Below are 20,826 nucleotides of genomic sequence, written 5' to 3' on the forward strand. Positions count from 1 at the left end.
CCGGCTTCACAGCCCCAGCGACAAGCGTAGTTTTTCTTTCCAGCCCAGCGGGACATGCTCGCGCAGCGGCGCATGCAGGGCGTCGACAATCGCATGCCCTACAGCCCTAAACGTATAACGCTGCTCTACCAAAGCCTGTCCGGCCAATGAAATGGTCTCGGTCAGCTGGGGGGACTCGCGCAACACCGCCAGTTTTTCCCTGAGTTCGTCGCGGGTTCGATAGAGCACGATGTTGTGCATATCGACAAACCCCAGCGCGCGATTCTCTGCTTCCCCTTGATCGTAAGCAAACAGCACACAACCACAGGCCATGGCCTCGAAATTCTTGATCATGTACTCGCCCATGCCAACGTCGGCACTCACGAAGTAACGGATCCGGCTCAACGTCTCGCAGTATTCCTCACCTGACTTGGTGCGCGTGATCAGCAGGTTCTCCACTTCGGCCACGGACTCGAGCATGGCCTTGCGCCCGGCATACGCCACGCTGTTGAGGCTGCCGACAAAACCCAGCTCGATATCCCGTTCACGCTGGCAGTTTTGCAACAGTGCCTGATCGTAGCCCTTGGGCACGAAATGCGCGTCAAACCCTTCCTCACGCAAACGCTGGCTGACCATGAAGCCCGAGCTGATCACCCGCACCCAGGGCAGCTTGCGGTAATGGGCGCTGAACTTGCCGGTGTATTTGCACGGGATGTAGTTCTGGTACGCATCGTGTTCCAGAATAACCAGATTGGGCAGGGTTTGTATGAACCTCACCTGTCTGATTTCTTTTTTGAAGCGCAGGAAAAAAACAATCCGGTCGTAGCGGGTCACATCGACATGCTTGCGGAAATATCCACGCAAGTCGTCCTGCTCCGCGCTGGTCAGCTCGCGCTTGTCGCAGTCGCAGTGCTCGGCGATACCGTCGTACAGTCGATCGAGGATCGCTCGCTGCTCTTTCTGTACCAGAAACAGAACTTTCAATTGGTCTCTCTCTTTCCAGACAGCTCTTGGACCCAGAATAATTCGTGGCGGCGCACCGCTTTACGGAAGAACTCGTTTTCGCCGAAAGCCGGCCAGCGTCGGGCCGCCAGACAACGCTGGATCGCCCGGCGAAGTAGACGCTTGAGGGGAAGTCGGGGCTGAAGGTCGTGCATCATGCCCAACGACATAGCCTTGTGCCACTGCTTTTCAGCCGACAAACAAAGCGCCCAGGGCCGCAACGGTTCGTGATCATTGATCTGTGGCGGCAGTGTTACACCGGTACCGGCATCACCCATTGGCCAGCGATCGTTGTCGTGTAGATGATTGGCGTAATGCAACAAGGTTTCGGGCTGCCAAGCTGTACCGTTGAGTGCCTGCATCACCGCTTGCTGTGAGCATAGATGGTCTGGGTGCGGGTCGAAACGCGGATGTGGCAAAACGATGACCTGAGGCTGGATACGCTCGATCAACTCACTCAGGTCGGCCAGCAGATTGTTCCAGGACGGTATGCCATCGACGTCACTGCCCAGGGCAAACGGATTGAACCGTCGAAAATATCGAGTATCGCCAAGCTGTGCCTCACGGGATACCACGGCCTCGGTCGGCGTGCTTTGCATGGCGGGCAATTGCAGGCAGAAATACCCCAACTGTATGCAGCGCTCCTGAGGCACACCGCCCCACAGCGGCACGCTGAGACTGTCCCAGGCGCGAAGCGAGCCTTTCAACCGAGACGCTTCGACGCCATTGAGCCCCATCTGCTGATAGTGCCCGGCCTCTATTTCACCGGCAGTCAGGGTCACAATCCAGCTTTGACTGGCGCTGCTGTACAAGCCGAATGCGGCCAACTCGGCATCGTCGGCGTGGGGCGCGATCACCATCACCCGTTGACGGCTGTAATCCGGATGCTCGAACACCCTGAGCACCGGCTCACCCAGCAGTCGGCAGAAACGCCCGCGCAGGCGTAACTCACCTTGCGACAGAACGTGCGCCTGACCACTGAGGTTGAGGTAACGCAGGCCGTTCACACCACGCTCGAACGTTTGCCGGTCCGGGTGATCCCCACCCGACAACTCGACCACGGGATCGATGAAGCGGCCCAGCCAAGTGCTTTTTATCCGCAGCGCCAAGACCAGCGTGGCGTCGTCGACCAGCATGACACCGTCGTCCAGGCGCAAACGCTCACCGTCAAGATGAACCTTGGGCTGCTGGGTGTACGGTGGAAAGCTGTACTGATAATCGTCTTTGGGCGAATAAAACAAATGGTCGGCAAACCATGCCTCGTGGGCAATCCAGCCCAGAACCGCGAGCACCAATGGCAGCCACCAGCTCACCAGCACACCCATGGCAATCAATAGCACCAGCGCGATGAGCAGACCGATGCGTTTGTTGCGCCGATGGCGCTTGAGCAATTGCTGTTTGCGGTTCATGGGCTGACTCATACGGTGAACACCGGCACAGGATTGCACCAGCGATCCTTGTATTCACGGTCGGCGCGGCCGAAAGAAAAGCGCAAGGGTTTGTCCAACGCCCGGGCATGCTCCCAGGCGCTTTGCGTATTGAGAAAACTCAGCACGCTGCCCGGACTGAATTCGCGGGTTTCAGGATCGACGCCGCCATTGATGTACTCGACGCTGATCCACTGCGGTGTCTCGACACGGTAGACCAGTTGAATCGCTATTGGCGCATCGTTGAGAAAAATCACCGAACCGATCAGCAAATCACGCAGCAACTCGATGACCTCAGCCATGCGCTCGGCCCCCGTCGCCGGGAATCCCCAGCGACGCTGGAACAAGTCGCAATAGATCGCCGCCAGTTCACTGCTGGAAAACTCCGCGACCGGCCGAACCACTCCGCCCGCTTCTTCCAGCAATCGCAATTCACGGCGCTGGTTGTAGCGAAACTTCTTCGACAGTTCTTCGGGAGTGCGGGCCATCGCCAACTGTTCAGCCTGCAACTTGATGCCGGTGAAGCGGCCTTCATTCAGCGCCGACAGGTAGCGTCCACGATGACGTAGCGGCGCTTGTGCATCGGCTGCGGCCGGCAGGATGAACTCGGCATTACCGAGGTCGAACAGGCCTTTTTTACCGCAGCGTTTGAGTACGTCCTTGGACAACGCGAGGTCGCGCCCCCAGGTCGGGATCGCGGCTTTGACTTCACCGTTTTGCTCCCAGGCCAGGTAGCGCACAGGAATGTCGGCCAACTGCGAAAGCCGCTCGACCACCATGGGATGAGTGGCGACGCTGCCGCCATATCGTTGCCAGGCCTGGGCATATGTCGAGGCGTCGACTACCGCCCAGCCACGTTCGCGCCAGCCTTGAAATCGGTTGAGCATCAGCCCCTCGGCGCCAGTTCGGTAACGTGCGGCAAACGCCAGAAGGCATCGCGTACCGCGCGGTCAGAGAAGCGCTCACGCAAGCGATCGAGCATCAGCTCGGCACACTGGTGACGCTGCTGCTCGTCCATCGCGGCCAGATGTTGCAGCCCTTGAGCCAAGTGTTCGGCATCGCCCAGCGGGAACAGAATACCGACGCCCTCGACCACTTCCTTCGCCCCGCCACACGCCGTGGCGAGCAAGGGCACGCCGGCAGCCATGGCCTCCAGCAGCACCATGCCGAACGGTTCGTGATCGGAACTCAGGGCAAACACATCGAAGGCACGGAAATAACGCCGTGCTTCAGGCACCTGCCCGAGAAACAGCACCCGGTCGCCAATGCCCAACTCACGGGCCAGGGCCTTGAGGTCCTGTTCCAGTCGACCGGCACCGAGAATCACCAATTGACTGCTGGCCGGCAAACCCGGCAATGCCGCAGCAAAACCGTGCAGCAGCGTGGTCTGATCCTTGTCCGGATGCAGCCGTCCGACATTGCCGACAACCCAGGCATCCGGCGCCAGGCCGAGGGTTTCCCGGGCCTCGCGAACCGACACCTGGCTGTCCTGCAAGGTCTGCACATCGATACGGTTATAGAGCGTCTGAATCCGCGCCGCCGGCCACTTCGGCAGGCAATGGCGCATGTCGTCGCGCACGGCATCGGAAACCCCGAGCAGGCTCAGGCGCTTGCGGAAAATATTGGCGAAGAGTTTGCGCGTGCCGCGCTTGTAATCGTCAAACGCGTGATGCACGCCAATCACCGGCAACGACGTGCCGAGCAAGGCGATATAAATAGGCTTGAAACGGTGAGCGATGCAAAAACTGAAATTGCGCGAGGCAGCGATCTTGCGCAGATCGCTGATGGCGCCCAGCTTCAGGCCACGAATGGCCTTGGAGCTGTATTCCATGAACAACACTTCATCGGAAGCGCAGCCCGCGGCAACTTCGGCATCGGCAGCCCCGGTCAGAAACACCGTGGTCACCCGATAACCGGTCCCCGCGAACAGGCTGGCGTACTGCCGGGCGCAGTCCAGAAACGGCCCGTCATAGCCGTGACAGAACTGCAACACATGGCGTTCAGCCGAGCGTGTCATATGCGTCCGCGCCCTCTTTGACCACCAGGATGTCTTCCATGATCAGATACTGTAGATCGGAACCGAAGAACATGTTCAGGGCGTCCGTCGGCGAGCAGATCATCGGTTCGCCACGACGGTTGAGCGAGGTATTCAGCGACACGCCGTTGCCGGTCAGTACTTCCAGCGCCTTCATCATGTCGTAGTAACGCGGGTTGTATTCGCGCTTGAGCACCTGGGCCCGGGACGTACCGTCTTCGTGGACGACTTCCGGCACGCGGGTCTTCCATTCTTCCGCCACTTCAAAGGTGAAGGTCATGAACGGCGCCGGGTGGTCGACCTTGATCATCTGCGGGGCCACGGTGTCGAGCATCGACGGGCAGAAAGGCCTCCAGCGCTCGCGGAACTTGATCTGGTGGTTGATGCGATCAGCCACGCCAGTCGCACTCGGGCAACCAATGATCGAACGACCGCCCAAGGCGCGCGGACCGAACTCCATGCGGCCCTGGAACCAGGCTACCGGATTGCCATCGACCATGATTTTGGCGATGTTTTCCGGCATGTTCTCAAGCTTGCGCCAGACCGGCTTGCTCGGGTGACGGGCACACGCGGCGAGCACGTCTTCGTTGGTGTACGACGGGCCGAGGTAGACGTGTTCCATCTTCTCGACCGGCACACCACGGGCGTGGGACACATAGGCCGCCGCGCCGACCGCGGTGCCGGCATCGCCGGACGCTGGCTGCACAAACAGTTCTTTAACGTCGTCGCGGGCGATGATTTTCTGGTTCAGCTTGACGTTCAACGCACAGCCGCCGGCGAAGGCCAGCTTGCCGGTTTCCTTGAGCACGTCGCCCAGGTAGTGGTCGATCATCTGCAGCGAGATCTTTTCGAACAGCGCTTGCATGCTCGCGGCGTAATGGATGTACGGCTCGTCGGCGATGTCGCCTTCGCGCTTCGGCCCCAGCCACTCGATCAGCTTCGGCGAGAAGTAGAAACCCTTGCCCTTCTCTTTATAACGACGCAGGCCGATGACGTTGGCGTAGTCAGTGTTGATCACCAGCTCGCCGTTCTCGAACGAAGCCAGGCGCGAGAAATCGTATTTGCTGGCGTCGCCATACGGCGCCATGCCCATGACCTTGAACTCACCGTCGAGCATCTCGAAACCGAGGAACTCGGTGATCGCGCCGTACAGGCCACCGAGGGAGTCCGGATCGAAGAATTCCTTGATCTTGTGGATCTTGCCGTTTTCGCCGTAACCGAAAAAGGTCGTGGCGTACTCACCCTTGCCATCGATCCCCAGGATCGCGGTTTTCTCTTTGAAACCGGAGCAGTGATAAGCGCTAGAGGCGTGAGCCAGGTGATGCTCGACCGGCTCGATCTTGATTTTCTTCGGATCGAAACCCAATTGCTCGAGGCACCAGACAATCTTGTTGCGATAGCGCTTGTAGCGACGGTTGCCCATCAGGATTGCGTCGAGCGCGCGGTCCGGGGCGTACCAGTAACGTTTGGCGTAATGCCAGCGAGCCTTGCCGAACAGGCTGATCGGCGCGAACGGGATCGCTACCACATCAACGTCGGATGGCTTGATGCCGGCCTGCTCGAGGCAGAACTTCGCCGACTCGTAGGGCATGCGGTTCTTTGCATGTTTATCGCGCACAAAGCGCTCTTCCTCAGCCGCCGCGACCAGCTTGCCGTCGATGTACAACGCTGCGGAAGGATCATGGCTAAGGGCGCCGGACAGGCCAAGAATCGTCAATGCCACAGGGGTCTAGCCTCTTTAGTCTGCATGCAGGCGCAAAGCGCCTCAAAGATTAATGTGCCCTCGCAAAGGGCGAGTGGCAGCTAAAGGGCGGGATTATAGCTTAAAAGCGACGGCAAGCCTCTAGCGGGAAGTGGCAAGCTGGCGCGTTGACAGATGACGGACCTCGACATAGACTCCTGCGCAAATGGACTGGGGGATCCCGGTCGGCGTTGCGGCCTCGGTGAGTTTCACCGGGGCTTTTCGCTTTCTGAGAGAGGGAAAATTTTTAACCCCCAATTCTCGAAACCCTCTCCCACATTGTTACGCCCACCACTGCAGTAGAACTTGCGCTTGAGCACGTCAAAGGCACGATTTTCTTGCCCCGACCGCAAAACGCTCATACCAATGGGTCTTGCAACAAGATCCGCTAGCTGTAACCCCGTGGAATTCACTTGTTTGGTTGCAAAGACGATGTCGAACGGCAGTTGTATGCCCAATCTGTTCGCGCCATCGCACATGCGACGAAACTCCAGCTCAAGCTCATTATCCTCACGTTTCCCTCGACGCTCGAAAATCACATGAGTTAAAACGCTCTGTTGATTCTTTTCCTGCAAATACTCATAAAGCGTTTCAAGGCAGAATCCGAGCGCGAGGTGATAAGGATTGTGGACAGGACCTTGCTTTTCGCGAAGAGCGGCTTTGTCGATAACGCAGCTGATCAGGACGAAATTGCTGGCCTCATTAGTTTCAGCTTCGCTTTCGTTTTCAAAAAGAAAAAACTGTTGAGAGGGCAAAATCGGGGTCGACACGAGCTATTCACCTTTTGTTCTTCGAGCCAAGTGCGTCAGGTGTAGCACTGACACGCCGGAATACAAAAGCGTTACCCGCGGCCTGCTCGCCAATAGATGCTGAGATTGCCGTCGGTAGCCTGGCGGTAAACCGTATAGGGCAGCAGGACGGTATCGAAAACACCCGACAGGGTGAAATCCACCAATACGAACGGCAACAGAATACCCGTGGGATCAGGCGCTGCATTTAATACGCAAAAGTCGTAGGCCAGGCCGCTGTAGATGCGCGGGATGGATTGACAGTAGGTCTTTTGCTTTCTAAGGCTACGAGCCGCGTCTTCGTCATCCTGCAGCACTGTAACAGCGGTTCCGCAGCCTGATAAAACCAGTGCGAAAGTGCTTAGTAACACCGTCGTTTTTATTGTCAAAATCTGCCCTCCGTGAACGTCAGGCAAACTAGCATCGCGGCTATTCAGGGCACAGTTCACGGCATCTGCGGATTATGTAGGACGATTCATAAAAACCTGTCCCCTTTTGACATTCACAGCTTTTTCGCTGGATGTACCGGCCTCTTCGCGAGCAAGCCCGCTCCCACAGGGGATCTTCGGCGTTACATAGATCCAGTGTGGGAGCGGGCTTGCTCGCGAAGGGATTCAGGCAGCGCTAGAGATATCCTTGGGCAAACGCTGATCAATGACCTGATACAGCGCGCTGCTCTCAGGCCAATTGCGCATGAACCTTGCCCGATCCCGCGCATAGGCCGGGGCGAAGCTGCTGAGCGTGGCATGCTGACACATCGAATCGAGATCGATCAGCGCCCAGCGATCGTGCTGCCAGAACAGGTTATGCCCCTTGAAATCCCCGTGACTGATCCGCTCGCCAATCAGCTCGGCAAACAAATGATCCAGCGCCAGCAATTCGGCTTCCGGTGCCTCACCGCTTTCGACATAAGGCGCAAAGCGCTCGATGATGTCCGGCCCCGGTAAATACTCGGTCACCAGATAAGCCCGACTGCGCAACCAGAGAAAACGCTTCTCCAGCAACGCCAATGGCTTGGGCGTGGCGATGCCGAGAAACGCCAGGCGATTGCCTTCGCGCCAGGAGTGCCAGGCACGGCTCGGGCGCCAGAAGCGTTTGAGCCAGTGGGCAAAACCTTTGATGTTGTAGCGCTTGATCACCAGCGCACGACCCGCCACCTCGACCTTGCCGACGCTCGCCGCGCCGCCGGTCTTGTACAGATGGCCCTGATCGAGCAACGTATCGGCCTGCGCCAGCACCGGCAGCATCGCCGCCTCTTCCTCGCGGCGAATCGCCCGTAAGCCGAACGCTCCACGCTGGACACTGAACAGCGTGCATTCGCGGCCAATCTTGATCAGGTAGTCCTTGAGACGCCAGTTGCGAACCTTGCTGATCTGCTTCTGCAACGCTTCCATCGGCAAGGCATGCTCGCCGTTGCTCAGCAGGTAATACACCAGCAATTCTTCGGTGTAGGGCTCCAGCGACTTGGGCAACTGGGCGAAAAACACCCCGAGGTTTTCCAGGACTTTCTGCCGCGACAGCGGTTGGCCAGGCGTTTCGGAGCAGACGCCGCCGCCATCGATCAAATACAACCGGCCGCGCTGGCGCAAGAGGTTGTCCAGGTGCAGGTCTTCCTGCCAGAGCCCCTTGCGATGCATTTGGCCGATAGCGCCCAATGCCTCGGCCAGCACAGCCCCTTGCATATCCGCCAGCACCGGCAAATGCTCGACCTGTTTCCAGGTTTCACCGAGGCTTTCGGCGCCCTCGATGAACTCGAACAGCAGCCAGCCGCCCTCGCCGTCCTTCAGGCCATCAGCCAGCAACAACGGCGTGGTCAACCCCTGAGCCGCCAGCAACCGCACGCCGTCCAGCTCACGCTGGAAATGCCGCGCTGCCTTGCTGCCGACCAGCAACTTGGCCAGCACCGGCCGGCCACGCCAGACGCCGGCACCGACATAACGCTGTCCCGGCAACACCCGCAACAGACTTAGCAACTGCAACTCGGCAGGGCCGGCGGCATCAGCCAATGGAATGTTCAGCGGCAGGCTCGGGCTGCGTCCTGCGTTTTTCAGTTCAGACAAACGCATCAGCGCGTCTCCTTATGAGTGCGACGCGCGGTCAGCCGTGCAAACCAGTTGTCGATCAGCGAACTGTCTTGCGATTGATCCAGATAGGCAGCCAGCAGCTCGCGCAACTGCGCTTCGCTCCACTCAGGCGCCCGACGCAGCAACGGCTCCAGGTCTTTGGCCCGATCACGCAGACCAAACAGCAACGGCCGGGTCTTTTCCAGGTCGATCAGTTGGGCCAGATAACCGTCACCGGTGGCCTGGAGAAAAATGTGCTTGGGGTAGAAACAACCGTGAACCTGACGCGCGCCGTGCAGGCGACGAGCCAATTGCCCACAGGCCTTCAGAATGGCCGAATGCTGCGCCGAACTCAGGTCCGACCAGCGCTGCAACAGCGAATCCAGGTCATCCCAACCGTCCAGGGCACGGGTCAGCAGAATCGCCCGGACTTCGCCGTCGACTTTGCGCTCACCGAAAAACGCCGCTTTCAACGCTGGAATACCGAGCTTTTCATAGCGACTGATATTACGAAATTCACGGGCAAAGCTCGGCTCACCAAAGGGCGCATGCAAGGTGCGCATCTGGTAGTTGCTCTGGCGTTTGAGGTAGTAGCCATGACCTTCCAGATCCAGCCGAAACACGCTACTCCAGCCACCGCGACCGGTGTTGGGCTCATCCACAGCGTCGAGCTGCTTGGCCCAGAGTGCGTCGAAGGTGCCGAGGCCATGACGCTCAAGCAGCGCACGGTCTTCGGCCGCCAGAAAATCAGTCATTCGCGCCCCTCGAAAAATCTCACCACGTGCCGGATCCGTTTTTTGTCGGCGGCATTCAGCCGATCACACTGGCGGTATTGCAGGTAAAAGCGCAGGCGTTGGGTCGCCGACAAGTGATACTTGGCGACCTTGTCCAGACAGGCCAGGTCCTTGGTGATCCGGTACTTGAGCCAAAAGCCGCGCCAGAAATCGCCATTGGGGCAGTCGATCAAAAACAGCCGGGGTTCATCGTCGATCAGCAGGTTGCGCCACTTCAAATCGTTATGGGTGAAGCGGTGGTCGTGCATGGTCCGGGTATACCCCGCCAGCTGCCGGCTGACAGTGTCCACCCAGGCGCGGTCCGCCAGTTTTGGATCATGCCGCTCGGCCAGGGCCGACAAGTCTTCAGTATGCGGCAGCTCACGGGTGATCATCGCCCCGCGATCGTACGCGGCACCGCGACGTTCCAGGCCCCAGGCCACCACTTCGGCGGTAGGAATGCCCCACTTGGCGAAGCGCCTGAGGTTCTGCCACTCGGCTTTCACCCGAGGCTTGCCCAGGTAACGGCGCAGACCTTTGCCCGCACCCACGTAGCGTTTGACGTAATAGTTGACGCCATTGCGCTGGACGCGAATGACCTCGGACAACAGGTCGCGCGTCAGGCGCTCACCCTGAAGCGCAAACACAGCCTCAAGACTGCCGAAATCTTCTGCCAGATCGCTGTACTCAGGCTCCAGTGTCCAACCCGCCATCAGAGCGCATCCCCGTATCGCTGTTTACGGTCGTAGAGTTTGTTGGCCTTGCCTTCGAGCCAGGCGAGCAACCCGGCTTCTTCACCCAGAATCTGGCGCAGGGGCTGCTGGAAATACCCCTTGAGGAAACGCAGTTTGTCGCGACGGGTCAGGCCAATGTCCAGCGCCGAAAAATACAATGCCGCCAGGTCCTTGTTGCGCCAGCGCCGGGTAATCGTCGGACGGGTCTGCGCGCGGTGCAGGTCGATCACCGAGAGCCTGAAATCGTCGGCTGTCACCGGTTTGTCGGTGTGCAGCAGAAAGTGGCAGATGTAGCAGTCGCGATGGTTGACCCCGGCGCGGTGCATCATGCCGGTCATGCGCGCGACTTCGGCGATCAGCGCACGCTTGAGTTTTGGCTCGGGCGGGTGCTTGACCCAGTCGATGCTGAAATCTTCGAGGCTGACAGTGGGCGCCAGCTCTTCGGTGATGATGAACGAATGCTGGTCCGCCGGGTTGCGGCCCCTCTCGCCGTAAGCCACGGCAGTCATGGTCGGCACGCCGACTTCTTGCAGGCGCTGGATGGCCTTCCATTCCTGGCCGGCACCGAGCACCGGCAGCTTGGCGGTGAGCAGGTTCTTGAAGATCTCGCCCCAGCCAATGCCACGGTGGATCTTTACGAAAAAGCCACTGCCATTGACTTCGGTACGCAGGGTCCGGCGCGCTTCAAGTTCGCGGTATACCTCGCCCTGGAGGTTCTCGACTTCGGCGAACGGGTCGCGTCCGGCCCAGAGGCTCTTGAACGGTTCAGCCAGCATCAACTTCATTAAGCGTGCTCCGCCAGAATCACATCGGCCGCGTGCTGCGGCATGCTGTAGAGGTCGGCCGTCTCGGCGAAGGCCAGACCATTGCGGCTCCAGGCCGCCCGTGCTTGAGCGTCGCTCAACATACCGGTCAGGTACTGGGTCAACTGCGCCTGATCGAAAGGCTCGTCCAGCACCAGACCGGCGTCGGCCTCGGCGATGTAATGGGCGTAACCACACACCGCGCTCACCAGCACCGGCAGCCCGGCCACCAGGGCTTCGAGCAACACAGTCCCGGTGTTTTCGTTGTACGCCGGGTGAATTAACAGATCGGCGCCGAGCAGAAAACGCGGGATGTCGCTGCGGCCTTTAAGGAACGTCACGTTATCGCCGAGCCCCAGTGTGGCGCTCTGCATCTGGAATAATTTGGGGTCGTCCTGGCCAATTACAAACAGCCGGGTGCGTTTCTTCAGATCGGCGGGCAATGCGGCCAGCGCCTTGAGGCTGCGATCCACACCCTTGGTCTTGAACCCGGAGCCGATTTGCACCAGCAGCAGCTCATCGTCTTTGAGGTTGAATTCGCGACGGAAGTCGGCACGGATCTCGGCGGCATTGGCTGGCGCGCGACGGTCCTGGGAAATGCCCGGTGGCAGCAAATGGAAGCGCTCAAGCGGTGTGTCGTAATGCTTGATGAACAGTGGCTGCTGGACTTCGGAAATCATCAGCACTTCGGTCTTGGCATCCTTGGCGAACACGGCGCGCTCGTACTCGGCGAAGTGCCGGTAGCGGCCCCAGCGACGGTACAGCGAGTTGCGCAGGTTCTGTGCCTTGTCTTCGAAGCAGCCGTCTGCGGCGTAGTAGACGTCCAGACCCGGCATTTTGTTGAAGCCGATCAACCGGTCCACCGGACGCTTGGCCAGGTCCGCTTCCATCCATTCGCTGAGCTTCTCGTTGCGTCGATGATTAAAGAACGCCTTGACCGGCGCCACCAACACTTCGAAGCCCGGCGGAATGTCGCCTTCCCAGATCAGCGTGTAGACCCGAATCTGATGGCCGCGTTGCTGACATTCCAGGGCGATGCGCATGAAATCGCGCTGCAAGCCCCCGAATGGAAAGTACTTGTACAAGACGAATGCCAATTGCATCAGCGCAGCTCCTCAGCCAGTAACAACGTGCTCAGTCGGGTTGCGACACGCTCGGGATTCAGACGCGTGAAGCACAGTGGCCACTCGCGTTTAAGGTCAAACTGACGGGCATCTTCGGCCGTCGGTTGATACGTACATTTCTTTTGCATGCACGGCGCGCAGGGGAAATCGCTGGCGATGTGGATCTGCGATTTACCGTAGGCGCCGGTCAGGCCCGGGTTGGTCGGGCCGAACAGCGACAACGTCGGCACGTCCAGCGCCGCGGCGAGGTGACCGAGACCGGTGTCCACCGCCACGCAGGCTTGCGCGCCAGCCAGCACTTTGCCGACACCCGCCAGATTCAGCTTGGGCAGCACTTCGACGTGCCTCATGTCTTTGGCGATGCGCTCGGCCCGGGCTTTCTCGATCGGATTACCCCACGGCAGCTTCACCGCGACACCGAGATAGCCGACGCGCTCGGCCAACTCGCGCCAGTAGGCTTCAGGCCAGTGTTTGGTATCCCACGTGGTGCCGTGCAGAAACACCACGTAAGGATTCTTGCGCGGCAATTCCACCAGTCGCTCGATGTTTAGGCCGTAATCGCCCAAGCCTTTTGGCAGATCGTAACCCAGGGCCAGGGCGAACAGCTGACGCACTCGCTCCACCGCGTGCTGCCCACGGGCCACGGCCAGACGCCGGGAATAGAAGCGTGCGGCAATCGGCTCGCGGGCCGAGTTTTTATCCAGCCCGGCCACCGGGGCTTTGGCGTATCGGGTCAGCAAGGCACTTTTGAGCAGGCCCTGGGCATCGATCACCAAATCATATTTATTGGCGCGAACGCTTTGCTTGAAGCGCTTCCACTCGCCACTCTTGATGGTCTGCCAGATGTTTTTGCGCCAGCGACGGATCGCCACCGGAATCACCTTGCCCACGGCCGGGTGCCAGGTCGGGATTTCGGCGAAGCCCTCTTCCACCACCCAGTCAAACTGGATGCCGGGGATCGCCCGTGCCGCGTCGGTCAGCGCCGGCAACGCGTGAATCACGTCGCCCAGCGAAGAAGTCTTGATCAGCAATACCCGCAAACTATTTGACCTCGACCACAGTGCCTTGCAAACGCTGCAAAGCTTCGTTCACCGCTTGCGGCATGAGCTGGCGCAGGCAGTTGTAATGGCCGAAACGGCACGTGCGATCGAAGCAGGGACTGCATTCGATGCCCAGGCGCACGATCTCGACGTGCTCGGCCAATGGCGGCGTGAAACCCGGCGACGTCGAGCCGTAAACCGCCACCAACGGGCGATTCAGCGCAGCGGCGACGTGCATCAGGCCGGAGTCGTTGGACACCACCGCGTCGGCGCAGGACATCAGGTCGATGGCTTCGGCCAGGGAGGTGCCGCCGCTGAGGTTCACCGACTCTTCACGCAGCCCGGGAATCAGCCGCGAGCGGATGTCTTCGCCGACGGCGTGATCGTTTTTCGAACCGAACAGCCAGACTTGCCAGCCTTCGCGGATCTTCGCTTCGGCAACCTTGGCATAGTGCTCGGACGGCCAGCGCTTGGCCTCGCCAAACTCGGCACCGGGGCACAGCACCAATACCGGGCGGTCGAGCGCCAGGCCGAACTTGGCCATTGCCGCTTCGCGAGTGACCGGGTCAATCTGCAAGCTCGGCCGTGGATAAGGTGTCGGCAGCTCGGCACCCGGCTCGTAAGCCAGGGCCATGAAGCGTTCGATCATCAGCGGGTAACGTTCTTTATCCAGCGTGCGCACGTCATTGAGCAGGCCGTAGCGCAATTCGCCACGCCAGCCGGTGCGTTTCGGGACACCGGCGAAGAACGGCACCAATGCCGACTTCAGGGAATTGGGCAGCAGGATCGCCTGGTCGTACTGGCCGGCCAGGGATTTGCCGATGCGCCGACGTGTTGCCAGCTCCAAAGCACCGTGACCGAGCGGAAAGCTCAAGGCCTGGCGTACTTCGGGCATGCGCTCAAGAATCGGCCGGCTCCACTCGGGGGCCAGCACGTCGATTTCGCATTGCGGGTGGCGCTGCTTGAGACACTGGAACAGTGTCTGCGCCATCACCATGTCACCGACCCAACTGGGCCCAACGATCAGAATTTTCATGTGGTTTCCATAAACGAGCCGGGGAGGCATACGCCTCCCCGCCTCGAGAATCACTGCGGGAGCAAGGCTGCTTGCGATGGGTCATCACCTTCAACATTATTGTCGACTGTCATTCCGCTATCGCGAGCAGGCTCGCTCCCACATTGGGATTTGGTGTACATCGATCTGCGAAACACTGCAGATCTACTGTGGGAGCGGGCTTGCTCGCGAAGGCGGAGTATCAGTCGCCATCATTGTTGAATTTAATGGCCCCTTCGCGAGCAAGCCCGCTCCCACATTTGAATCTTGTCGCTTCAGCTTGCGTGTTTCAGCTTAGCCCCAGCTCGCGCCAGATCCGCACTACCTGCCGTCGTTCGTCCACGAACTGGTCGCCCGGTATCACCCCGGCGTCCTTCTGCAACGCCTGCCGGTGAGCGGCTGAACGGTAGGCTTTATAGGCCTCGCGCAACAGGCTGGCGTCTTCGGCGGGCATCAGCCCTTCCTCCTCCAGCCCTTCCAGAATGCGGATATTGTCCGTCCAGCGCAGCAAGGGCGGATGCGATTCGGACCACGCCAGGGCCGCGTATTGCACCATAAATTCAATATCGACGATACCTCCGGCGTCCTGCTTGAGATCGAACGGCGCCGTGGCCTCGAAGGCATTTGCTCCGGTGCCCGCCGCGGTGCTCTTGCTGCCAAGGTTATCGCGCATTTTGGCGCGCATCTCGCTGACCTCCTGGCGCAAGGTCGCCAGGTCCCGCGGCTTGCCCAATACCGCCGCGCGGACTTTCTCGAACGCCTGGCCGACGTCCGGGCTGCCCACCAGCACCCGCGCCCGCACCAGCGCCTGATGTTCCCAGGTCCAGGCTTCATTTTCCTGATACCGGGCAAACGCACCGAGCGAACTCACCAGCAACCCCGACGCGCCGGACGGCCGCAGACGCATGTCCACTTCATACAGCTGACCGGAGTTGGTCTGAGCCGTGAGCAAGTGAATGATCCGCTGCCCCAGCCGAGTAAAGAATTGCGCGCCGTCGATAGGCTTCGGCCCATCGGTTTCCGCCTGCGGGTCGCCATCGTGGATGAACACCAGGTCCAGGTCCGAACCATGCCCCAATTCCAGACCGCCGACTTTCCCATAACCGACAATGATGAAGCCGGGATCGCACAACGTACCGTCGGTACGCTGCGGCGTACCGTATTTGGCCACGGTCTGGCGCCAGGCCAGGGCCAACACTTGTTCCAGGATCGCTTCGGCGAGCCAGGTCAGGTAATCACTGACCTTCATCAACGGCAGGCTGCCGGCGATTTCCGAAGCGGCGACACGCAAGCGGTGCGCCAATTTGAAATGTCGCAGGGCTTCCATTTGCTGCTCAAGGTCGTCCTCGGGAATCCGCGTCAAACGCTCGCGCAACTCGGCGGCCAGTTCCGGCGCCAGTGGCGGCTTGAACAGTCGACCTTCGTTGAGCAATTCGTCGAGCAGCAGCGGGAAGCGGGTGATCTGTTCGGCAATCCACGGGCTCGCGGCGCACAAGGTCAACAAGCGTCGCAGCGCGCCGGGGTTTTCGGTCAACAACACCAGATACGCGGAACGACGGGCCACGGCTTCCACCAGCGGCAATACTCTTTCGAGCACCAGATCCGGATTGGCGTGTTCCACGGCCTGAGCCAGCAACCGCGGAATAAAGGCATCGAGGCGCTCGCGCCCCAGTCGTTGCATCGCGCGCAATTGCGGACTGCTGCGCAAACCGGCCAACGCTTTCAGGGCTTTGGTGGCATCAGCGAAACCGCCCTCTTCCAACTGACGGCAAGCGGCCTCTTCATCCTGAGCCTCTTCCCACAACGGCAGCCATTCACCGCCGACCACCACTTCGCTTTCGGTGCCTTCCTCTTCGTCGGGATCGGCAATCACCTGCCCGAAGTGCCAGGCCACGCGACCGCGCCAATACATCAGCTGTTCGTGGAAAGCGGCCCAATCGGCGAAGCCCAACATAAAGGCAATGCGCGCCTGATCCTGAGCGCCGTCCGGCAGCATCTGGGTCTGGCGGTCGGCAATCGCCTGGATCGCGTGCTCGGTGTACCGCAGGAATTCGTAGCCTTCGCGCAGTTCACTGATCACCGCCGGCGGCAGGTAACCCTGACCTTCCAGCGTGCTCAGTACCTTTAATAGAGGACGCTGCTGCAAGCTCAGGTCGCGGCCACCGTGGATCAGCTGGAAGGCCTGGGCGATAAATTCGACTTCACGAATGCCTCCGGAGCCGAGTTTGATGTTGTCGGCCATGCCCTTGCGCCGGACTTCCTGCTGAATCAGCTGCTTCATGGTGCGCAGCGCTTCGATGGCCGAGAAGTCGAGGTAACGCCGGTAAACGAACGGCCGTAGCATGTCTTGCAATTGCGCGCCGGCCACTTGATCGCCGGCCACCACCCGCGACTTGATCATCGCGTAGCGTTCCCAGTCACGGCCCTGATCCTGGTAATACTGCTCCAGCGCATTGAAGCTCAGCACCAATGCGCCGGCCGAACCGTAAGGCCGCAGGCGCATGTCGACGCGGAATACAAAACCGTCGACGGTCATCGGGTCCAGGGCCTTGATCAGGCGCTGGCCGAGACGAATGAAAAATTCCTGGTTATCCAGCGAGCGTTTGACCCCGACGGTTTCGCCACCTTCGGGATAGGCGAAGATCAGGTCGATGTCCGACGACAGGTTGAGCTCCACCGCGCCGAGCTTGCCCATGCCGAGAATGACCATTTGCTGCGGCTCGCCGCTGCGCCGGCCAGTCGGCACGCCGAACTGCTGACAATGCCGTGAGTACAACCACTGATAGGCCTGATCGATGCTGGCATCGGCCATGTCCGAGAGGTCGCGGCAGGTCTGGATCAGATCGCACTGACGAGTCAGGTCGCGCCAAATGATCCGCACTTGATGACGGGTACGCTGACGACGCAGGGCGCGACCGAGCTCATCGTCGGTTTCTGCTGCATTCACCGCTGCCGCAATCTGTGCGCACAGCTCGCCGGGCGCAAAACTTCGGTCCAGCTCGCCGGACTGCACCAGCTCCAGCAACATCAACGGGTCACGAACACTTTGTTCAATCACGAAGTCGCTGGCAGCGGTGACGCGGGCAAATTGTGCCCAGCGTTCAGGCGTCCAGGCGGCCAGGCCATGGTCGTCGTCGAGGCCGGCGACGGCCGCTCGGAACGACTGCTTGGCGCGGGTGACAAATGGCAGGAGGATGCCAGGCAGTTCGGCAAGCGAAGGGAGGCTCATGGTCTATCCTTGATCGGCGTGTAGAGGGCTGCATGTAGTGATTCGCGAGAATGCACTACGTGATCGACTGTCGAACAAAGGTTAGAAATAGCTGAAATTTCTTTTTTTTTGGCAGACAGCATCAAGCTTTCACCTTTTCTGGTTGGCAAAAGACCAACCTTAACGATTATTCTCACAACGCAGCTGGAGGCCACAAGCCGCTCATCTGTAGTTTTACTACTCGTATATACATCCGAAAGGCTGAAATGCCCGATGATTTGTAGTAAAACTACACGCCGCCGGAACAACCTCTCGGCAATCCAAGAATTTATATCGTCTGCCCACAAGGCCAGTCGCAAACTCAGGCAACCGATTCTGGAAGCCTTTCCGCCCTGGAGCAAGCCATGCAAGACCTCGATCCCGTCGAAACCCAGGAATGGTTGGACGCCCTGGAATCGGTTCTCGACAAAGAAGGCGAAGACCGCGCTCACTATCTGATGACCCGTATGGGCGAACTCGCAACCCGTAGCGGTTCGCAATTGCCTTACGCCATCACCACGCCATATCGCAACACGATCCCTGTTACCCACGAAGCACGCATGCCTGGCGACCTGTTCATGGAACGCCGCATTCGCTCGCTGGTACGCTGGAACGCGATGGCCATGGTGATGCGTACGAACCTGAAAGATTCTGACCTGGGCGGTCACATCTCCAGCTTCGCCTCCAGCGCTACCCTGTATGACATCGGCTTCAACTACTTCTTCCAGGCCCCGACCGACGAACACGGCGGCGACCTGATCTACTTCCAGGGCCACACCTCGCCAGGCGTTTACGCCCGTGCGTTCATGGAAGGCCGCATCACCGAAGACCAGATGAACAACTTCCGTCAGGAAGTCGATGGTCAAGGCCTGTCGTCCTATCCGCACCCGTGGCTGATGCCTGATTTCTGGCAGTTCCCGACCGTATCCATGGGTCTGGGCCCGATCCAGGCGATCTACCAGGCACGCTTCATGAAGTACCTGGAAGCCCGTGGCTTCATCCCTGAAGGCAAGCAAAAAGTCTGGTGTTTCCTGGGCGACGGCGAATGCGACGAGCCGGAATCCCTGGGCGCGATCTCGCTGGCTGGCCGCGAGAAGCTCGACAACCTGATCTTCGTTATTAACTGCAACCTGCAGCGCCTTGATGGCCCGGTTCGCGGCAACGGCAAGATCATCCAGGAACTCGAAGGCGTGTTCCGCGGTGCTCAGTGGAACGTGACCAAAGTCATCTGGGGCCGTTTCTGGGACCCACTGTTGGCCAAAGACGTCGACGGTATCCTGCAACGCCGCATGGACGAAGTCATCGACGGCGAGTACCAGAACTACAAAGCCAAAGACGGCGCGTTCGTGCGTGAACACTTCTTCAACTCGCCAGAACTCAAGGCGATGGTTGAAGACTTGTCCGACGACGAGATCTGGAAACTCAACCGTGGTGGCCACGACCCGTACAAGGTCTACGCGGCGTACCACGAAGCGGTCAACCACAAAGAACAACCGACCGTCATCCTGGCCAAGACCATCAAAGGTTATGGCACCGGTGCCGGCGAAGCGAAGAACACCGCGCACAACACCAAGAAGGTTGATGTTGAAAGCCTGAAGCTGTTCCGCGATCGTTTCGACATTCCGGTCAAAGACGAAGAGCTGGAAAACCTGCCGTTCTTCAAGCCAGAACCGAACAGCGCCGAAGCCCGTTACCTGAGCGAGCGCCGCACTGCACTGGGCGGTTTCGTGCCACAGCGCCGCGCGAAGAGCATCAGCGTGCCAACGCCGCCACTCGATACCCTCAAGGCAATCCTTGATGGCTCGGGCGACCGTGAGATTTCCACCACCATGGCGTTCGTGCGGATCCTCGCGCAACTGGTCAAGGACAAGGAAATCGGCTCGCGCATCGTTCCGATCATCCCGGACGAAGCCCGTACCTTCGGTATGGAAGGCATGTTCCGTCAGTTGGGCATCTACTCCTCCGTCGGCCAGCTCTACGAGCCAGTCGATAAAGACCAGGTGATGTTCTACAAGGAAGACAAGAAAGGCCAGATCCTCGAAGAAGGCATCAACGAAGCGGGCGCCATGAGCTCCTTCATCGCTGCCGGTACTTCGTACTCCAGCCACAACCAGCCAATGCTGCCGTTCTACATCTTCTACTCGATGTTCGGCTTCCAGCGTATCGGCGACCTCGCCTGGGCCGCTGGCGACAGCCGCACCCGTGGCTTCCTGATCGGCGGCACCGCCGGCCGGACTACGCTGAACGGCGAAGGCCTGCAACACGAAGACGGTCACAGCCACATCCTGGCTGCCACCATCCCGAACTGCCGCACCTTTGATCCAACCTACGGCTATGAGCTGGCGGTGATCATCCAGGACGGCATGAAGAAGATGACCGAAGAGCAGCAGGACGTTTTCTACTACATCACCGTGATGAACGAGTCCTACCAGCAGCCAGCCATGCCGGCCGGTGTCGAGGAAGGCATCATCAAGGGCATGTACCTGCTCGAGGAAGACACCCGCGAAGCGGCGCACCACGTTCAGCTGATGGGCTCCGGCACCATCCTGCGCGAAGTTCGCGAAGCGGCGAAAATCCTGCGTGAACAGTTCAACGTTGGCGCTGACGTGTGGAGCGTTACCAGCTTCAACGAACTGCGTCGCGACGGCCTGGCCGTAGAGCGCAGCAACCGTCTGCACCCGGGCCAGAAGCCTAAACTGAGCTATGTCGAAGAGTGCCTGAACGGCCGTCAAGGTCCGGTCATCGCGTCTACCGACTACATGAAGCTGTTCGCTGAGCAAATTCGTCAGTGGGTCCCGTCCAAGGAATTCAAAGTCCTGGGCACCGACGGTTTCGGCCGCAGTGACAGCCGTAAGAAGCTGCGTCACTTCTTCGAAGTCGACCGTCATTTCGTGGTGTTGGCAGCCCTGGAAGCCTTGGCTGACCGTGGTGATATCGAGCCTAAAGTGGTGGCTGAAGCCATCGCCAAGTTCGGGATCAACCCGGAAAAACGCAACCCACTGGACTGCTGAGGAGA

At 59.7% G+C, this 20,826-nt stretch carries 15 protein-coding genes and 1 pseudogene; 1 reads left to right on the forward strand and 15 read right to left on the reverse strand.

The features are described from left to right. Nucleotides 1–6 precede the first annotated feature (6 nt). From DFS28_RS08065 to glnE, 15 genes and pseudogenes are all read right to left on the reverse strand, one after another. Nucleotides 7–963 carry a glycosyltransferase gene (locus DFS28_RS08065; protein WP_111449303.1) on the reverse strand — a complete coding sequence of 319 codons (957 nt, stop codon included), beginning with the start codon at nt 961–963 and terminating at the stop codon, nt 7–9. Further along, entirely contained in the window at nt 960–2,390 is a 1,431-nt protein-coding gene (locus tag DFS28_RS08070; RefSeq protein ID WP_111449304.1) for a PIG-L deacetylase family protein, read from the reverse strand. Before DFS28_RS08070 ends, DFS28_RS08065 begins: the two co-directional genes overlap by 4 nt. A gap of 8 nt (nt 2,391–2,398) precedes the next feature. Then, a complete protein-coding gene (locus DFS28_RS08075; protein WP_111449305.1) occupies nt 2,399–3,295 on the reverse strand; it encodes an antimicrobial resistance protein Mig-14 in 897 nt (298 codons plus the stop codon). Further along, nucleotides 3,295–4,425 carry a glycosyltransferase gene (locus DFS28_RS08080; protein ID WP_111449306.1) on the reverse strand — a complete coding sequence of 377 codons (1,131 nt, stop codon included), beginning with the start codon at nt 4,423–4,425 and terminating at the stop codon, nt 3,295–3,297. Before DFS28_RS08080 ends, DFS28_RS08075 begins: the two co-directional genes overlap by 1 nt. Beyond that, complete coding sequence (locus DFS28_RS08085) at nt 4,409–6,166, reverse strand: carbamoyltransferase (protein ID WP_111449307.1); 1,758 nt, start codon at nt 6,164–6,166, stop codon at nt 4,409–4,411. The genes DFS28_RS08080 and DFS28_RS08085 overlap by 17 nt, the downstream gene beginning before the upstream one ends. A gap of 227 nt (nt 6,167–6,393) precedes the next feature. Continuing rightward, a pseudogene (locus DFS28_RS08090) lies at nt 6,394–6,885 on the reverse strand (DUF3800 domain-containing protein); the annotation flags it as partial. Nucleotides 6,886–7,025: 140 nt separating this feature from the next. After that, nucleotides 7,026–7,361, reverse strand: a complete 336-nt coding sequence (locus tag DFS28_RS08095; protein WP_111449309.1) for a YceK/YidQ family lipoprotein — start codon at nt 7,359–7,361, stop codon at nt 7,026–7,028. A 225-nt stretch (nt 7,362–7,586) separates the two neighbouring features. Continuing rightward, on the reverse strand, nt 7,587–9,038 hold the full coding sequence (locus DFS28_RS08100) for a lipopolysaccharide kinase InaA family protein (protein ID WP_111449310.1): 1,452 nt from the start codon (nt 9,036–9,038) through the stop codon (nt 7,587–7,589). Continuing rightward, the gene (locus DFS28_RS08105) at nt 9,038–9,790 is read right to left on the reverse strand and encodes a lipopolysaccharide kinase InaA family protein (RefSeq protein ID WP_111449311.1); all 753 of its coding nucleotides are present in this window, start codon (nt 9,788–9,790) and stop codon (nt 9,038–9,040) included. The genes DFS28_RS08100 and DFS28_RS08105 overlap by 1 nt, the downstream gene beginning before the upstream one ends. Then, nucleotides 9,787–10,521 (reverse strand): lipopolysaccharide kinase InaA family protein, encoded by a 735-nt coding sequence (locus tag DFS28_RS08110; protein ID WP_111449312.1) that lies wholly within the window; start codon nt 10,519–10,521, stop codon nt 9,787–9,789. The genes DFS28_RS08105 and DFS28_RS08110 overlap by 4 nt, the downstream gene beginning before the upstream one ends. Then, nucleotides 10,521–11,327: a lipopolysaccharide core heptose(I) kinase RfaP gene (rfaP, locus tag DFS28_RS08115; protein ID WP_111449313.1), complete on the reverse strand. Its 807-nt coding sequence runs from the start codon at nt 11,325–11,327 to the stop codon at nt 10,521–10,523. Before rfaP ends, DFS28_RS08110 begins: the two co-directional genes overlap by 1 nt. After that, a complete protein-coding gene (locus DFS28_RS08120) occupies nt 11,327–12,448 on the reverse strand; it encodes a glycosyltransferase family 4 protein (protein WP_111449314.1) in 1,122 nt (373 codons plus the stop codon). Before DFS28_RS08120 ends, rfaP begins: the two co-directional genes overlap by 1 nt. Next, nucleotides 12,448–13,509: a lipopolysaccharide heptosyltransferase I gene (gene waaC / locus DFS28_RS08125; protein ID WP_111449315.1), complete on the reverse strand. Its 1,062-nt coding sequence runs from the start codon at nt 13,507–13,509 to the stop codon at nt 12,448–12,450. The genes DFS28_RS08120 and waaC overlap by 1 nt, the downstream gene beginning before the upstream one ends. A gap of 1 nt (nt 13,510) precedes the next feature. Further along, nucleotides 13,511–14,545 (reverse strand): lipopolysaccharide heptosyltransferase II, encoded by a 1,035-nt coding sequence (gene waaF / locus DFS28_RS08130; RefSeq protein ID WP_111449316.1) that lies wholly within the window; start codon nt 14,543–14,545, stop codon nt 13,511–13,513. Nucleotides 14,546–14,852: 307 nt separating this feature from the next. Continuing rightward, a complete protein-coding gene (gene glnE / locus DFS28_RS08140; protein ID WP_111449318.1) occupies nt 14,853–17,792 on the reverse strand; it encodes a bifunctional [glutamate--ammonia ligase]-adenylyl-L-tyrosine phosphorylase/[glutamate--ammonia-ligase] adenylyltransferase in 2,940 nt (979 codons plus the stop codon). Nucleotides 17,793–18,175: 383 nt separating this feature from the next. Here glnE and aceE point away from each other — a divergent pair, with 383 nt between their 5' ends. Further along, the gene (aceE, locus tag DFS28_RS08150; protein ID WP_111449320.1) at nt 18,176–20,821 is read left to right on the forward strand and encodes a pyruvate dehydrogenase (acetyl-transferring), homodimeric type; all 2,646 of its coding nucleotides are present in this window, start codon (nt 18,176–18,178) and stop codon (nt 20,819–20,821) included. The last annotated feature ends 5 nt before the right edge of the window (nt 20,822–20,826 follow it).

The organism is Pseudomonas sp. 478 (assembly GCF_003254125.1).
In the GTDB taxonomy this organism is placed as follows: Bacteria; Pseudomonadota; Gammaproteobacteria; order Pseudomonadales; family Pseudomonadaceae; genus Aquipseudomonas.

What these genes read in the sequence shown, in the direction of transcription:
- DFS28_RS08070 (WP_111449304.1), bottom strand. Translation starts at nt 2,390, where the DNA reads ATGAACCGCAAACAGCAATTGCTCAAGCGCCATCGGCGCAACAAACGC.
- DFS28_RS08075 (WP_111449305.1), bottom strand. Translation starts at nt 3,295, where the DNA reads ATGCTCAACCGATTTCAAGGCTGGCGCGAACGTGGCTGGGCGGTAGTC.
- DFS28_RS08080 (WP_111449306.1), bottom strand. Translation starts at nt 4,425, where the DNA reads ATGACACGCTCGGCTGAACGCCATGTGTTGCAGTTCTGTCACGGCTAT.
- DFS28_RS08100 (WP_111449310.1), bottom strand. Translation starts at nt 9,038, where the DNA reads ATGCGTTTGTCTGAACTGAAAAACGCAGGACGCAGCCCGAGCCTGCCG.
- DFS28_RS08105 (WP_111449311.1), bottom strand. Translation starts at nt 9,790, where the DNA reads ATGACTGATTTTCTGGCGGCCGAAGACCGTGCGCTGCTTGAGCGTCAT.
- DFS28_RS08110 (WP_111449312.1), bottom strand. Translation starts at nt 10,521, where the DNA reads ATGGCGGGTTGGACACTGGAGCCTGAGTACAGCGATCTGGCAGAAGAT.
- rfaP (WP_111449313.1), bottom strand. Translation starts at nt 11,327, where the DNA reads ATGAAGTTGATGCTGGCTGAACCGTTCAAGAGCCTCTGGGCCGGACGC.
- DFS28_RS08120 (WP_111449314.1), bottom strand. Translation starts at nt 12,448, where the DNA reads ATGCAATTGGCATTCGTCTTGTACAAGTACTTTCCATTCGGGGGCTTG.
- waaF (WP_111449316.1), bottom strand. Translation starts at nt 14,545, where the DNA reads ATGAAAATTCTGATCGTTGGGCCCAGTTGGGTCGGTGACATGGTGATG.
- glnE (WP_111449318.1), bottom strand. Translation starts at nt 17,792, where the DNA reads ATGAGCCTCCCTTCGCTTGCCGAACTGCCTGGCATCCTCCTGCCATTT.
- aceE (WP_111449320.1), top strand. Translation starts at nt 18,176, where the DNA reads ATGCAAGACCTCGATCCCGTCGAAACCCAGGAATGGTTGGACGCCCTG.